Below are 12,946 nucleotides of genomic sequence, written 5' to 3'. Positions count from 1 at the left end.
CCCTCACCGCGACGCCGGCCGGAGCCGCCGCACCCTTCCCAGACCTCCCCCTCCCGGCCCGTACGGCCGGCCACCCCAGGAGCCTCGCCATGAACGACAGCACCCACAGCACCGGAAACCCTGACAGCGCTGTCAACACCGGAAACCCTGACAGCGCTGTCAACACCGGCACCAACACCGGCACCAACGTCGGCACAGCCGCCGACGACAGCACAGCCCCCGAGCCCTCAAGCACCGCAGCCGCAGGCAGCGCAGCGCCCGGCACCGCAGCCGCCGGCACCGCGGCCCCCCGTGGCGACGGCGCCTCCCCCCGGCTCACCGTTCTCATCACCGGTGCCGGGTCCGGATTCGGGGCGCTCTCCGCGCGGGCGCTCGCCCGGGCCGGGCACACCGTCTACGCCGCGATGCGGGACACCGGCGGGCGCAACGCGTCCCGCGTCGACGAGGCCCGCGCGTACGCCGCCGAGCACGGCGTCGACCTGCGGACGGTCGAACTCGACGTGCTCTCCCAGGAGTCGGCGGACGCCGCCGTCGCCACCGTCCTCGACCAGGCCGGCCGGCTCGACGTGGTCGCGCACAACGCGGGCCACATGGTGACCGGCCCGACCGAGGCCTTCACCCCCGAGGAGATCGCCGCCGTCTACGACACGAACGTGCTCGGCACCCAGCGGGTGAACCGGGCCGCGCTGCCCCATCTGCGCGCCCGGGGCGAGGGCCTGCTGCTCTGGGTCGGCTCCAGCTCCAGCCGGGGCGGCACCCCGCCCTACCTCGCCCCGTACTTCGCCGCCAAGGCCGCCATGGACGCCCTCGCCGTGTCCTACGCCGCCGAGCTGGCCCGGTTCGGCGTCGAGACCAGCATCGTCGTGCCCGGCGCCTTCACCTCCGGCACCAACCACTTCGCCTCCGGCGGCCACCCCGCCGAGACGGCCGTCCTGCCCGCCTACGAGGAGCGCTACGGCGCCCTGATGGAGCAGGTCGGCGCCCGGCTGGCCGCGCTCGCCCCGGCCGGTGCCGACGCCTCGCTGGTCGCCGACGCGATCGTGGACATCGTCGGCACCCCGTGGGGGCGGCGGCCGTTCCGGGTGCACGTCGACCCGGCCGACGACGGCTCGGCCGAGGTCAGCGAGGTCGCCGACCGGGTGCGCGCCCGCTTCCTCGCCCGGATCGGCCTGGCCGACGTCCTCACCCCGCACCGGGCGGCGGCGTGACGCGGGCGGCGGCGGACACCGGACGCCCGGCCCGGGCACCGCGCGGCGACGCGGTGCCCGGCGCCGGGCCCGGCTCGGCTAGCGTCGCCCCCGTGAGTACCAAAGCGCGCATCCTCGACGTGGCGGCCGACCTGGTGGCGCGGTCCCCGGACGGCGACGTGTCGACCCGGGCGGTGTGCGAGGCCGCCGGGGTCGGCGCCCCGGCCCTCTACCGCCACTTCGGCGACAAGGAGGGCCTGCTGTCGGCGGTCGTGGACCGGGGCTGGGAGCGGTACCTCGCGCGGAAGCGGGAGCGGCTCCCGGGCACCGACCCGGTGCAGGACCTGCGCGACGGCTGGGACAGCCACACCGAGTTCGCCCTCGCCAACCCGAACCTCTACCGGCTGATGAACTCCCCGGCGATGCGCACCCCGCCCGCCGCCGCCCTGGAGTCGCACCGCATCCTCACCGACGACCTGCGCCGCGCCGCCGCGCAGGGCAAGCTCCGGCTCGCGCCCGAACTCGCCGCCCAGATGATCATGTCCGCCAACGTGGGGGTCTGCCTGATGGCGGTGTCCCGCCCGGGGACCTTCACCGACCGGACGGTCTCGCGGCGGGTCCGGGACGCCGTGCACGCCGTCGTCTTCACCCCCGACGTGACCGCGCCCGGCACCCCGGCGGACCACGCCCCGGCCCCGGACGGCGGACAGGACACCGCCCCCGCCGTGCCGGCCACCGCCACCCGCCTCGGCGCCCTGCTCCGCCAGAGCCCGCCCGAGGACTTCACCCCGGGGGAGTCCGCGCTCCTCGCCGAATGGCTGGACCGCCTCTCCAACGGCTAGGGCGTGTCGTTCACCGGGCCTCCCCCAGGAAGATCGGGTTGGTGAACGCGGCCAGGGCGCCCGGCAGCGGGCCCGCCGCCGTCTCGTGGCGCAGTTCGGCGCGTACGTACGCCGCGTAGGCCGCCGTCGTACGCCACTCCACCGTGCCGGAGCCGGACACCGGCAGCGGGTCGGAGGTGAACAGCAGGCCCTCGTCGGTGACCAGGCGGACCGTGCAGCGCGGGGCGCCGGCGGCCTCCACGCGGACGGTGACCGGGGTGTCCGGCGCGACCCTCAGCCGCTCCCCGATCCCGGCGTGTTCGCCCCGCGCGCCGGACGCGGTGAACGTGAGGGACACGAGGTGGGACTCGGCGACGTAGGAGCGCCCCGCGCGCAGGCCCGCCTGGACGGCCTCGCGGGTCAGGTCGTCGGCGAGGACCACCGTCTGCGGGGTGCCGATCCGATCGGGGTCGCGGTGGGCGTCGCTGTTGCCCATCGCCGGAAGCCAGCGGTGGCCGCCGCCCCGGACGGCGGAGACCAGCGTGTTGTCCCAGTCGGCCAGCGCGATCTCGTCGTCGGGGGTGTAGGGCCCGTTCCACACCTCGACCGCGTCCGCCTCGCCGAAGCCGAACTTCCAGCCGCAGCCGATGCAGGTGGCGTGCGGATGGGCGGGCACCACGAGCCCGCCCGCCTCCCGGATACGGCGGGCGAACCGCCCGAAGCGGTTGTCGCGGGCCCGGTAGCGCCAGTCCACGAAGGTGCCCGCGTCCGTGCCGAGGGCCAGCACGTGGCCGTTGCGGGTGGTGATCTCCTCGCCGAGCAGGATCAGCAGGTCGTCCCCGGCCTGGTCCGCCCAGTGCGGGTGCGCCGCGTGCGTGTTGTGGTCCGAGGAGTTGATGAAGTCCAGGCCCGCCTCGCGTGCCAGCGCGGCGATCTCGGCCGGGGTGCGGCGGCCGTCGGAGTACCAGGAGTGCAGATGGCAGTCGCCCCGGTACCAGGCCCGGCCGCGCCCCTTGGCCCGCTCGGGCGGGTAGACCGGCCTCGGTGTCGCGGCCTGCTCCCCGTAGGTCAGGGTGACCGTGATCTCGTAGGCGAGACCCCGCGGCGCCACCGTGTACGGGCCGAGCGCGATGTGCCAGGTGCCGGGCCGGACCGGGCCCGGCAGGTAGCCGGGTGTCGCGTCGTCGCCGCGCAGGAAGAACTCGGTGCGCGCCCCGCCCGACCAGCCCCTGAAGCCCCGGCCGCCCAGCTCGGTGCCGCGCTCGTCGAAGACGCCGATGTCCAGCGCGTTGCCCTGCGTGCCGGCCGGGACGGGGGGCCGGTCGTAGGTGTAGGCGACTCTGAACTCCCGTACGCCGCGCGGGACTTCGACCGGCAGATACACGAAGTCGGGCGACCCGGCGGGCAGCGTTCCGCGCACCGTCCGTGTCGTGGTCCCGCCGTCCGGCACCCCGGCCGGGTCCGGCCCGCCCGCAGCACCGGCACCGCTCGCGAAGCTCACGCTTCCCAACGTAAGGGCGGCGGCCGCTCCCGTCACGAACAGGGCACGCCGTGCCATACCGTTTCCGTGGTCGTCGTCGCACATGAGCTGCTCCCGGGGTCAATGTGACAGTGGCATGACATGTTGAAGTGGCCCAGGCGGGACAGGGTCGGACACGGGGCCGGCACCGGCAAGACTGCCGGCCTGCCGTGAACGCCGGTGCACGGGAAGGTGAGCGGCGCCGGTGCCCCTCCGTAACGAGCCGCGCCGCGCTCGGAATCGGCCAGGCCCGGTAACGCCTGCTCAACGCGATCGTATGCTCGAAGGATGACGACCTCCGCGACGGGCGCGACTCCCGGATCCGGGCCGACGGCGAACTCCATGCGGCGCGCGCTCAAACGCGCGCGGGACGGCGTCGCGCTGGACGTGACCGAGGCCGCGGTGCTGCTCCAGGCCCGCGGCGCAGACCTCGACGACCTGACGGCCTCCGCCGCCCGGGTCCGTGACGCGGGCCTGGCGGCGGCCGGCCGGCCCGGTGTCATCACGTACTCCAAGAGCGTGTTCATCCCGCTCACCCGGCTGTGCCGCGACAAGTGCCACTACTGCACCTTCGTCACCGTCCCCGGCAAGCTGCGCCGGGCCGGCCACGGGATGTTCATGTCCCCGGACGAGGTGCTCGACATCGCCCGCCGGGGCGCCGAACTCGGCTGCAAGGAAGCCCTGATCACCCTCGGCGACAAGCCCGAGGACCGCTGGCCCGAGGCCCGCGAATGGCTCGACGCGCACGGCTACGACGACACGATCGCCTACGTACGCGCCATCTCCGTCCGCATCCTGGAGGAGACCGGCCTGCTGCCGCACCTCAACCCGGGTGTCATGTCGTGGACCGACTTCCAGCGGCTCAAGCCCGTCGCGCCGTCCATGGGCATGATGCTGGAGACCACCGCGACCCGGCTGTGGTCCGAGCCCGGCGGCCCCCATCACGGCTCCCCGGACAAGGAACCCGCCGTGCGGCTGCGGGTCCTGGAGGACGCGGGCCGCTCCTCCGTCCCGTTCACCAGCGGCCTGCTCATCGGCATCGGCGAGACGTACGAGGAGCGCGCGGACTCCCTGTTCGCGCTGCGCCGGATCTCCCGCGCCTACCACGGCATCCAGGAACTGATCATCCAGAACTTCCGCGCCAAGCCGGACACCGCGATGCGCGGGATGCCGGACGCGGAGCTGGACGAACTCATCGCCACCGTCGCCGTCGCCCGGCACATCATGGGCCCGGCCGCCTGCCTCCAGGCGCCGCCCAACCTCGTCGACAGCGAGTACGCGCGGCTGATCGGCGCCGGCATCGACGACTGGGGCGGCGTCTCCCCGCTGACCATCGACCACGTCAACCCCGAACGCCCTTGGCCGCAGATCGAGTTGCTGCGCGAGCAGTCCGCCGAGGCGGGCTTCACACTGCGCGAACGGCTGTGCGTCTACCCCGAGTTCGTGCGGCGCGGGGAGCCCTGGCTCGACCCCCGCCTGCTGCCGCACGTCCGGGCGCTCGCCGACCCGGAGACCGGCCTCGCCCTGCCGGACGCGGTGGTCGAGGGCCACCCCTGGCAGGAGCCGGAGGAGGCCTTCACCGCCTCCGGCCGCACCGACCTGCACCACACCATCGACACCGAGGGCCGCACCGGCGACCGCCGCGACGACTTCGACGCGGTGTACGGCGACTGGGAGGCGCTGCGGGAGGCCGCCGCCCCCGGCATGGTCCCCTCCCGTATCGACACCGACGTCCGCTCGGCGCTGGCGACCGCCGCCGACGACCCGACGAAGCTCACCGACGACGAGGCGCTGGCCCTGCTGCACGCCGACGGGCCGGCCCTGGACGCGCTGTGCCGGATCGCCGACGACGTCCGCAGGGCTGCGGTCGGCGACGAGGTCACCTACATCGTGACCCGCAACATCAACTTCACCAACGTCTGCTACACCGGCTGCCGTTTCTGCGCGTTCGCCCAGCGCCGCACCGACGCCGACGCCTACACGCTCTCGCTGGAGCAGGTCGCCGACCGTGCCGCGCAGGCCTGGGACGTGGGCGCGGTCGAGGTGTGCATGCAGGGCGGCATCCACCCGGACCTGCCCGGCACCGCCTACTTCGACATCGCCAGGGCGGTCAAGGAGCGGGTCCCCGGCATGCACGTGCACGCCTTCTCCCCGATGGAGGTGGTGAACGGCGCGACCCGCACCGGCCTGTCCATCCGCGAGTGGCTGACCGCCGCCAAGGAGGCCGGCCTCGACACCATCCCCGGCACCGCCGCCGAGATCCTGGACGACGAGGTGCGCTGGGTGCTGACCAAGGGCAAGCTGCCCACGGCCACCTGGATCGAGGTCGTCACCACGGCCCACGAACTCGGCATCCGCTCGTCCTCCACGATGATGTACGGCCATGTCGACCAGCCCCGGCACTGGCTCGGCCACTTCCGCACACTCTCCCGCATCCAGCAACAGACCGGCGGCTTCACCGAGTTCGTGACACTCCCCTTCATCCACACCAACGCCCCCGTCTACCTGGCCGGCATCGCCCGCCCCGGCCCGACCACCCGCGACAACCGGGCGGTCATGGCGATGGCCCGGCTGCTGCTGCACCCGCACATCCCCAACATCCAGACGAGCTGGGTCAAACTCGGCACCGAGGGCGCGGCCGAGATGCTCCGCTCCGGCGCCAACGACCTGGGCGGCACGCTCATGGAGGAGACCATCTCCCGTATGGCGGGCTCCGGTTACGGCTCCTACAAGTCGGTCAAGGACCTCGTCGCCATCGCCGAAGCGGCCGGCCGCCCGGCCAGGCCGCGCACGACGCTCTACGGCGAGGTCCCGGAGGAACGCAGGCGCGTGGCGGCATCCTCGGACGGCCACCTGCCGGAGCTGCTGCCGGTCCTGGACTGACCGGCCGCCCCGACGCGCGCCGCCGGGGCCCGGCGTGGCGTCCGGCGGCGCGAGCCGGGGCGGACTGGAACACAATGGCGGGGACCGGTCCGGGTGCGCGGGCGGGGGAGGGAAGGGGCGCGGGATGGGCGGGCAGCCGTCGATGCAGGAGCTGATCGAGCGGCGCAGACGCCTCTCGTTCGTGGGGCGGGCCGCCGAACGGGCCGCCTTCCTGCGGAACTTCGACGTGCCGGTACGGGACCCGGGGCGCCGCTTCCTGTTCCACGTGCACGGCAACGCGGGCGTCGGGAAGACCTTCCTGGTGCGCGAGCTGGAACAACTCGCCCGCGAGGCCGGGGCGCTGACCGCCTACGTGGACGAGAGCACCGGCAGCGTGCCCGAGGCGATGGAGGCGGTCTGCGCCCAGTTCGCCCGTCAGGGGCGCCGGCTGAAGGAGCTGGAGCGGCTCCTCGACCGGTACCGCGAGCGCCGGTACGAGGCCGACCCGCCGGCCCGCGGCACGGCGCCGGGCGAGCCGTCCGCCGCCGGGATGACCCTGGCCCGGGCGGGCCTGGCGGGCATCGGCATGGTGCCCGGCGCCGGGCCGCTGGCCGCAGCCGTCGATCCCGGGCAGCTCGCCTCCGCCGCCGACCGGATGCGGGCCGGGCTGAGCGCGCACTTCCGCGGCCGGGACGACGTACGGCTCGTCCTGTCGCCCGAGGACGTGCTCACCCCGGTGCTGCTGGAGGAACTGGCCCGCGCCGCCGCCCGTTTCCCCCGCCAGGTCCTGTTCTTCGACACGTACGAGAGGACCGGCCTGTTCGCCGACGCCTGGCTGCACGCGACCATGGCCCAGGACCGGTACGGCGTGATGCCCGGGAACGTGGTGGTCGTGACGGCCGGCCGCAACCCGCTCGACCTCGGCCGCTGGGGACACTGCTCCGACTCGGTGGCCGAAATGCCCCTGCCGCCGTTCACCGAGCGGGAGGCGCGCGAGGTGCTGGCCGGGCAGGGCGTGGTCGCGGAACCGGTCGTCGCGGAGATCCTGCGCCTCACCGGACGCCTGCCCGTCCTCGTCTCGACCCTCGCCGAGACCCGCCCGGCCGACCCCGGCGACGTCGGCGACCCGAGCGCTACCGCCGTCGACAGCTTCCTGAAGTGGGAGCACGACCCCGTGCACCGCGCCATCGCCCTCGACTGCGCCTTCCCCCGGCGCCTGGACGCCGACGTGTTCCGCGCGGCGGCCGACTGCCCGGACGAGGCGGCCTACGCCCTCTACGACTGGCTGCGCGGCCTGCCCTTCGTCACCGAGCGCGGCGGCGGCATCCAGTACCACGACGTCGTCCGCGCGCCGATGCTCCGCTCCCAGCGGCTGCGCTCACCGCGCGGCTGGACCGCCCGCCACACCCGGCTCGCCGAGACCTTCGCCGGGTGGCGGCGGGAGGCCGAAGCGGGCGAGAGCGCCGAGGAGTCGTGGACCCGGGACGGGTGGCGCGCCCTGCGGCTCGCCGAGTCCTACCACCTGCTGTGCGCGGCACCCCGGGTCGCGCTGCCGCGGGTGCTGCGCGATGTCGTACGCGCCTGCGACACCGGCGAGGTGGCGGCCCGGCAGTGGGCGCGCGCCCTCGCGGAGGCCGGCCGGGACACCGACGCCGAGGCGCCGGCCCGCTGGGGGAGCGACCTGGGGCGGGCCCTGGAGGACGGCGGGCCGGCCGCCGCCCTCCAACTCCTGCTGAACCGGGCCGGTTTCGAGCCCGCCACCGAGGCCCTGGCCCGCTCGGTGCGGGGCAGCGTCCTGCGGCACGACGGGGCGTACGAGGAGGCGGCGGCCGAGTACGACCGGGCGATCGCGCTCGATCCCACGCTGGCCCGCGCCTACCGCAGCAGGGCCATGACCCGCGCCGAGTCCGGCGACTACGCGGGCGGGATCGCCGACCTGGACCGGGCGCTCGCCCTGGCCCCCGACGACAGCCGGGCGCTGGCCGTCCGCGGCGACTACCACCGCGTCCTCGGCGACGGCGACGCGGCACTCGCCGACCTCGACCGGAGCATCGCCCTCGACCCCGCCCGCGACACGGCCTGGGCGTCCCGGGGCGCCACCCGGCTGAGCCGCGGCGAACTCGCCGAGGCTCTCGCCGACCTGAACCGGGCCGTCGAACTCAAGCCCGGCTACGGGTGGGCGCTGGCCCGCCGGGCCCGGGTGTGGCGCGCGCTCGGCGAACGGGCCCGCCAGATGGCCGACCTCGACCGGGCGGTCGCCCTCCAGCCCGACTGGGCGTGGGTCGCCTGCGAACGGGGCGACGCCCTGCGGGTCGCCGGCCGGCACACGGAGGCGCTCGCCGAGTACGACCGGGCCGTGGACCTCGACCCCGACTACGCGTCGGCCTACGCGAGCCGGGCCGTCTCCCACAGCGAACTCGGCCACCACACCGAGGCCCTGACCGACCTGGACCACGCCCTGACCCTCCGCCCGGACTACCCCTGGGCGCTCACGCGCCGGGCCGAGATAGCGGCGCGGGCGACGGGGGCGTGACGGCGGGGTGACGGCGGCGGGGCCGCGGGCCGGACCCCGGGGGCGGCGCCTGGACACGGGCCCTGGATACGGACCCCGGAGGCGAACCCGGAGGCGAACGCGGTGGCGAACCCGGTGGCGAACCCGGAGGACGCCCCCGCGCCGGGGTGCGCCGGAGCGCCGGGGCGTCGGGGTGAGAGCGGGCGTGCTCCCGGTCGTCCGCGGGGTGTACGCCGGCGACCCCTTCGTATCGAACCGGAGCCTCAACCGACCGTTCCCGTTCGATTACAGTGCTGAGCTGTCGGACGTACGTGCGGGCGGTGCCTGGGGAGGTCTGGGTGGGTGCTACAGCCGGTGCCGTCTGGGGGCGTGCGGAGCAGCAGGACTTCCGCAGCCGGGTCCGCGGGACACTGCTCGGCGCGGCCGTCGGGGACGCCCTGGGCGCCCCGGTCGACGCGCTCACCCTGGACGAGATCCGGGCGGCACACGGCGCCGGGGGACTGCTCGACCTCGCCTCCGCGTACGGCCGGCGCGGCGCCGTCACCCATCTCACCCAGCTCACCCTGTTCAGCGTCGACGGACTGATCCGGGCCCAGGTGCGCCGCGACACCGGGGCCTGGCACCCGCCGACCGACGTGCACCGCGCCTACCGCCGCTGGGCGGCCACCCAGAGCGACTGGGGGCCCGACGAGCGCCGCAAGGACGACGGCTGGCTGGCCCGCGAGGAGTGGCTGTACGCCCGCCGCGACCCGGCCAGGGCCTGTCTGCTGGGCCTCGGCGACGACATCATGGGCACCCTGGACGCGCCCAAGAACCCCGGCGAGCCCGGCCCCGAGGCCACCGCCCGCTCCGCGCCGTTCGGCCTGCTCGTCGGCTGGGAGCCGCAGCTCGTGATGCAGCTCGCCGTCGAGTGCGCCGCGCAGACCCACGGGCACCCCGCCGCCTACCTGTCGGCGGGCGCGTACGCCGTCGTGGTGCACGCGCTGGCCCGCGGCGAGAACCCCGACACGGCGGTACGGCAGGCCCTCACGCTGCTCGCCGGCCGGCCCGGGCAGCAGCCGGTGACCGACGCCCTCCGGCACGCCCTGCGCGCCGGCGCCGTACGTCAGGGCGCGCCCGCCCCGGCGCTGGTCGAGGAACTCGCCGGGGACGGCACCGCCGAGGGGCTGCTCGCCGCCGCCGTGTACTGCGTGCTGGCCGGGGACGACGTACGGCACGGCCTGTGCCTCGCGGTGAACCACGGCGGCCCGTCCGCCGTGGCCGGCGCCCTCACCGGCGGGCTGCTGGGCGCCCTGCACGGCGAGACGGCCCTCCCGCCGGCCTGGCTGGCCGAACTGGAGGGCCGCCCCTCGGTGCTGGTCCTCGCGGACGACTTCGCGATGGAGATGACCCAGGGCCCCGCGCTGCACGGCCCCGGCAGCGCCTCCCCGGGCTGGCTCGCCCGCTATCCCCGGGCCTGAGGACGGGGGCCGCGTTCGCGGGCGCGGCGGCCGGTGCCGGGACGGGGGCAGGCAGGCGGCGCTGGTGTGCCCGGAGACGCGAGTGCGCCGGCCGGGGAGGAGAGGGCGCCGGCCGGAGACGAGAGCGCGCGGCCCCGAAACGCGAGCGCCCTGCCCCGGGACGCGAGTGCCCTGCCCGGAGCGGCTAGCGCATCAGTTCGCCGGCGTTCACCAGCAGGGACTGTCCCGTGATCGAGCGGGCCCTGGCGGACGCCAGGAACACCGCCGCGTCCGCGACATCCCCGTCCGTTGCCGGCTCGGGCAGTGCCATCCGCTCGGTGAGCCGCCCCAGCACCTCCGCCTCGGGAACCTTCTCGGTGTGCGCCGTGAACCGTACGTACGCCTCGACGGGCGGGCCCCACATCCAGCCGGGCAGCACGGAGTTGACCCGGATGCGGTACGGGCCCAGTTCCCGGGCCAGGGAGTACATCGCGCTCGTCAGCGCGCCCTTGGAGGCCGCGTACGCCGCCTGCCACACCTGGCTCGGCGCGGCGACCGACGACTGGGTGCCGATGAAGACGACCGAACCGCCGCGCTCCTTCAGCCCGGGCAGACAGGCGCGGGTCATCCGCAGCGTGCCGAGCAGGTTCACGTCGATGACCGACCGCCAGGTGGTGAAGTCCGCGTCCTGGAGGCCGCCGAAGTAGCTGTCCCAGGCGGCGACATGGACCACCGCGTCGATCCGCCCGAACCGTTCCACGGCGAGTGCGGCCAGCGCCTCGCACTGCCCCTCGTCGGTGATGTCCGTCGCCCGGTACGCGGTGTGGGCGCCCGCCGGGTCGAGTTCGGCCGCGGACTTCGCGAGGTTCGCCTCCGTACGGGCGCCGAGGACCGCGTTCCCCCCCGTCGCGCACCACGGCGGCGGCCACCTGGTGGCCGAGGCCCGCCCCGACGCCCGACACCACGACGGTCGTGCCGGTCAGCAGTGACATCCGGGACCTCCCCGACTCTGGCCAATTGTCTGACGGAGCGTCAGAGTATGGGCGTCCGGCGGAGGAAGGAAGCCCCGCGCACGCTTCACCGGGGGCCGCCCCGCCGGTCCTGTCGAGGAAGGGGACCGTCATGCCGGAGGAGACCCGCAGCGACACGTACGCGGAACTGGCCGCCCTCGGCCCGTACGGCGTCCGCCCGGGCCACGCCCTGATCACCCTGGTGGAACCGCACCCGGGCCACGAGTACGCCTACAACCGCTGGTACGAGGACGACCACTACTACGCGGGCGCGATGGCCATGCCCTGGATGTACGCGGGCCGCCGCTGGGTCGCCACCCGCGATCTCCAGCTCCTGCGCCGTCCGGAGAAGTCGGCGGTCGCGCAGCCGGTCACCGCCGGCTGCTATCTGTCCACGTACTGGGTCACCGAGGGCCGCTACGACGACCACATGAAGTGGACCGTCGGCATCAACCGGCGGCTGAACCGCGACGGCCGCGTCTACCAGGACCGCACCCACGTCTTCACGGCCTTCCAGGACCACGAGGCCACCGTCTACCGCGACGGCGCCGCGGGCCCCCGCGACTTCCACGCCCTCGACCACCCCTACGCGGGCCTCGTCCTCGAAGTGATCGACGCCGAATCCGCCGAGCAGCGGGCGGAGTTGCTGGAATGGCTGCGCTCCCGGCACCTCCCGAAACGGCTGGCGGGCTCACCGGCCGCCCTGGTGACGGTCTTCCGGCCGACCCCGCTGCCCGGCGACCGGATGACGTACGTGAAGCAGGTCGAGGGAGTGGACACCCGGCTCACCCTGCTCTGGTTCCTGGAGGCGGACCCCCGGGACCGCTGGCAGGACCACTTCACCGGCCTGGACGAGACGCTGCGTGAATCGGGCCTGGGCCGGCTGGAGTTGCTGGCCCCGTTCATCCCGACGGTCCCGGGAACGGACCGCTATGTGAACGAGCTGCGTCAGACGTCCACTTGAGCGGCGGCGCCGCACGGCGAGTGAGCCGAAGGGGCGCGCTCGGCACGGGCTCTTGCGCCCCGGAGGCGAACCGAGCCCAGGGAAAAGGAGAAAGCCCCCTCGGCCAGGACGGCGGGCCGGTCGAGAGGGCTCTGTCGGTGGAGCGTATGAAGTTGTGTCGGATCACGTGGCGTCAGACGAGGTCGGAGGCTCCCCGGCCGACCTCGGCCACGAAGGTGTTCCACGCGTCCGCGGGAAAGGCCAGCGTGGGGCCGGCGGGAACCTTGGAGTCCCGCACGGACATCGCCGCGAGAACGGGGGACTTGACCTCGACGCAGGCGCCGTTGCCGGTGGAGTAGGAAGACTTGGTCCACGTGTCGGTGGCGCCCTGCTGAATAGCCATGATCGCTCCAGAAAGCAGTCGTTCGTCGGTGAGTTGCCCCCGCCGACACCATCGGCGCGCTGTCACCGGGCTGCGGAACCACTACGGAATCCGCCGCACGGTTTGCGCCAACGTTGTTGTTCGGTGGCGTGATCGACGCTACTCGCCAACATCGGCCGGCGAAGAGACTATTCACTCGACTGGATGGCATATTCCGTTGGGGTCTTCCATATTCAGGTGCCGAAGGTGTAAGATCCGCCGCCTTCGCCCC

8 protein-coding genes and 1 pseudogene are annotated in these 12,946 nt (G+C 74.6%); 6 read left to right on the top strand and 3 right to left on the bottom strand.

All coding sequences use genetic code 11. The annotated features are described in order from the left end of the window. The first annotated feature begins 89 nt into the window (after window positions 1-89). Window positions 90-1,208 (top strand): SDR family NAD(P)-dependent oxidoreductase, encoded by a 1,119-nt coding sequence (locus AB0912_RS13710; RefSeq protein WP_366699046.1) that lies wholly within the window; start codon window positions 90-92, stop codon window positions 1,206-1,208. Window positions 1,209-1,300: 92 nt separating this feature from the next. Further along, window positions 1,301-2,029, top strand: a complete 729-nt coding sequence (locus AB0912_RS13705) for a TetR/AcrR family transcriptional regulator (RefSeq protein ID WP_366699044.1) — start codon at window positions 1,301-1,303, stop codon at window positions 2,027-2,029. Window positions 2,030-2,039: 10 nt separating this feature from the next. On the opposite strand, the gene AB0912_RS13700 is transcribed toward AB0912_RS13705, so the two are convergent. After that, window positions 2,040-3,593, bottom strand: a complete 1,554-nt coding sequence (locus AB0912_RS13700; RefSeq protein WP_366699042.1) for a CehA/McbA family metallohydrolase — start codon at window positions 3,591-3,593, stop codon at window positions 2,040-2,042. A gap of 222 nt (window positions 3,594-3,815) precedes the next feature. Between AB0912_RS13700 and AB0912_RS13695 the strand changes: the two genes are divergently transcribed. The 3 genes from AB0912_RS13695 (at window position 3,816) to AB0912_RS13685 (ending at window position 10,361) form a co-directional block, all read left to right on the top strand. Continuing rightward, complete coding sequence (locus AB0912_RS13695; protein WP_366699040.1) at window positions 3,816-6,410, top strand: bifunctional FO biosynthesis protein CofGH; 2,595 nt, start codon at window positions 3,816-3,818, stop codon at window positions 6,408-6,410. Between the two features lie 124 nt (window positions 6,411-6,534). Next, a complete protein-coding gene (locus AB0912_RS13690; RefSeq protein WP_366699038.1) occupies window positions 6,535-8,922 on the top strand; it encodes a tetratricopeptide repeat protein in 2,388 nt (795 codons plus the stop codon). Between the two features lie 317 nt (window positions 8,923-9,239). Further along, window positions 9,240-10,361, top strand: coding sequence for an ADP-ribosylglycohydrolase family protein (locus tag AB0912_RS13685; RefSeq protein WP_366699036.1), 1,122 nt, complete (start codon window positions 9,240-9,242; stop codon window positions 10,359-10,361). Window positions 10,362-10,545: 184 nt separating this feature from the next. On the opposite strand, the pseudogene AB0912_RS13680 reads toward AB0912_RS13685, so the two are convergent. Then, window positions 10,546-11,332 (bottom strand): annotated as a pseudogene (locus AB0912_RS13680) (SDR family oxidoreductase). 130 nt (window positions 11,333-11,462) lie between these two features. On the opposite strand from AB0912_RS13680, the gene AB0912_RS13675 reads away from it, so the two are divergent. Beyond that, window positions 11,463-12,314 (top strand): hypothetical protein, encoded by an 852-nt coding sequence (locus tag AB0912_RS13675; RefSeq protein ID WP_366699033.1) that lies wholly within the window; start codon window positions 11,463-11,465, stop codon window positions 12,312-12,314. Window positions 12,315-12,486: 172 nt separating this feature from the next. Here AB0912_RS13675 and AB0912_RS13670 read toward each other — a convergent pair whose 3' ends face one another. Further along, on the bottom strand, window positions 12,487-12,696 hold the full coding sequence (locus tag AB0912_RS13670) for a DUF397 domain-containing protein (RefSeq protein ID WP_366699031.1): 210 nt from the start codon (window positions 12,694-12,696) through the stop codon (window positions 12,487-12,489). Between the last annotated feature and the right edge of the window lie 250 nt (window positions 12,697-12,946).

The sequence above is a fragment of the Streptomyces sp. NPDC007084 genome (genome assembly GCF_040703595.1).
In the GTDB taxonomy this organism is placed as follows: domain Bacteria; phylum Actinomycetota; class Actinomycetes; order Streptomycetales; family Streptomycetaceae; genus Streptomyces.
This window is presented reverse-complemented; position numbering and strand designations above follow the sequence as displayed.

Coding starts and splice junctions, on each gene's coding strand:
- AB0912_RS13710 (WP_366699046.1), top strand. CDS start 90: ATGAACGACAGCACCCACAGCACCGGAAACCCTGACAGCGCTGTCAAC.
- AB0912_RS13695 (WP_366699040.1), top strand. CDS start 3,816: ATGACGACCTCCGCGACGGGCGCGACTCCCGGATCCGGGCCGACGGCG.
- AB0912_RS13670 (WP_366699031.1), bottom strand. CDS start 12,696: ATGGCTATTCAGCAGGGCGCCACCGACACGTGGACCAAGTCTTCCTAC.
- AB0912_RS13675 (WP_366699033.1), top strand. CDS start 11,463: ATGCCGGAGGAGACCCGCAGCGACACGTACGCGGAACTGGCCGCCCTC.
- AB0912_RS13700 (WP_366699042.1), bottom strand. CDS start 3,593: ATGTGCGACGACGACCACGGAAACGGTATGGCACGGCGTGCCCTGTTC.
- AB0912_RS13690 (WP_366699038.1), top strand. CDS start 6,535: ATGGGCGGGCAGCCGTCGATGCAGGAGCTGATCGAGCGGCGCAGACGC.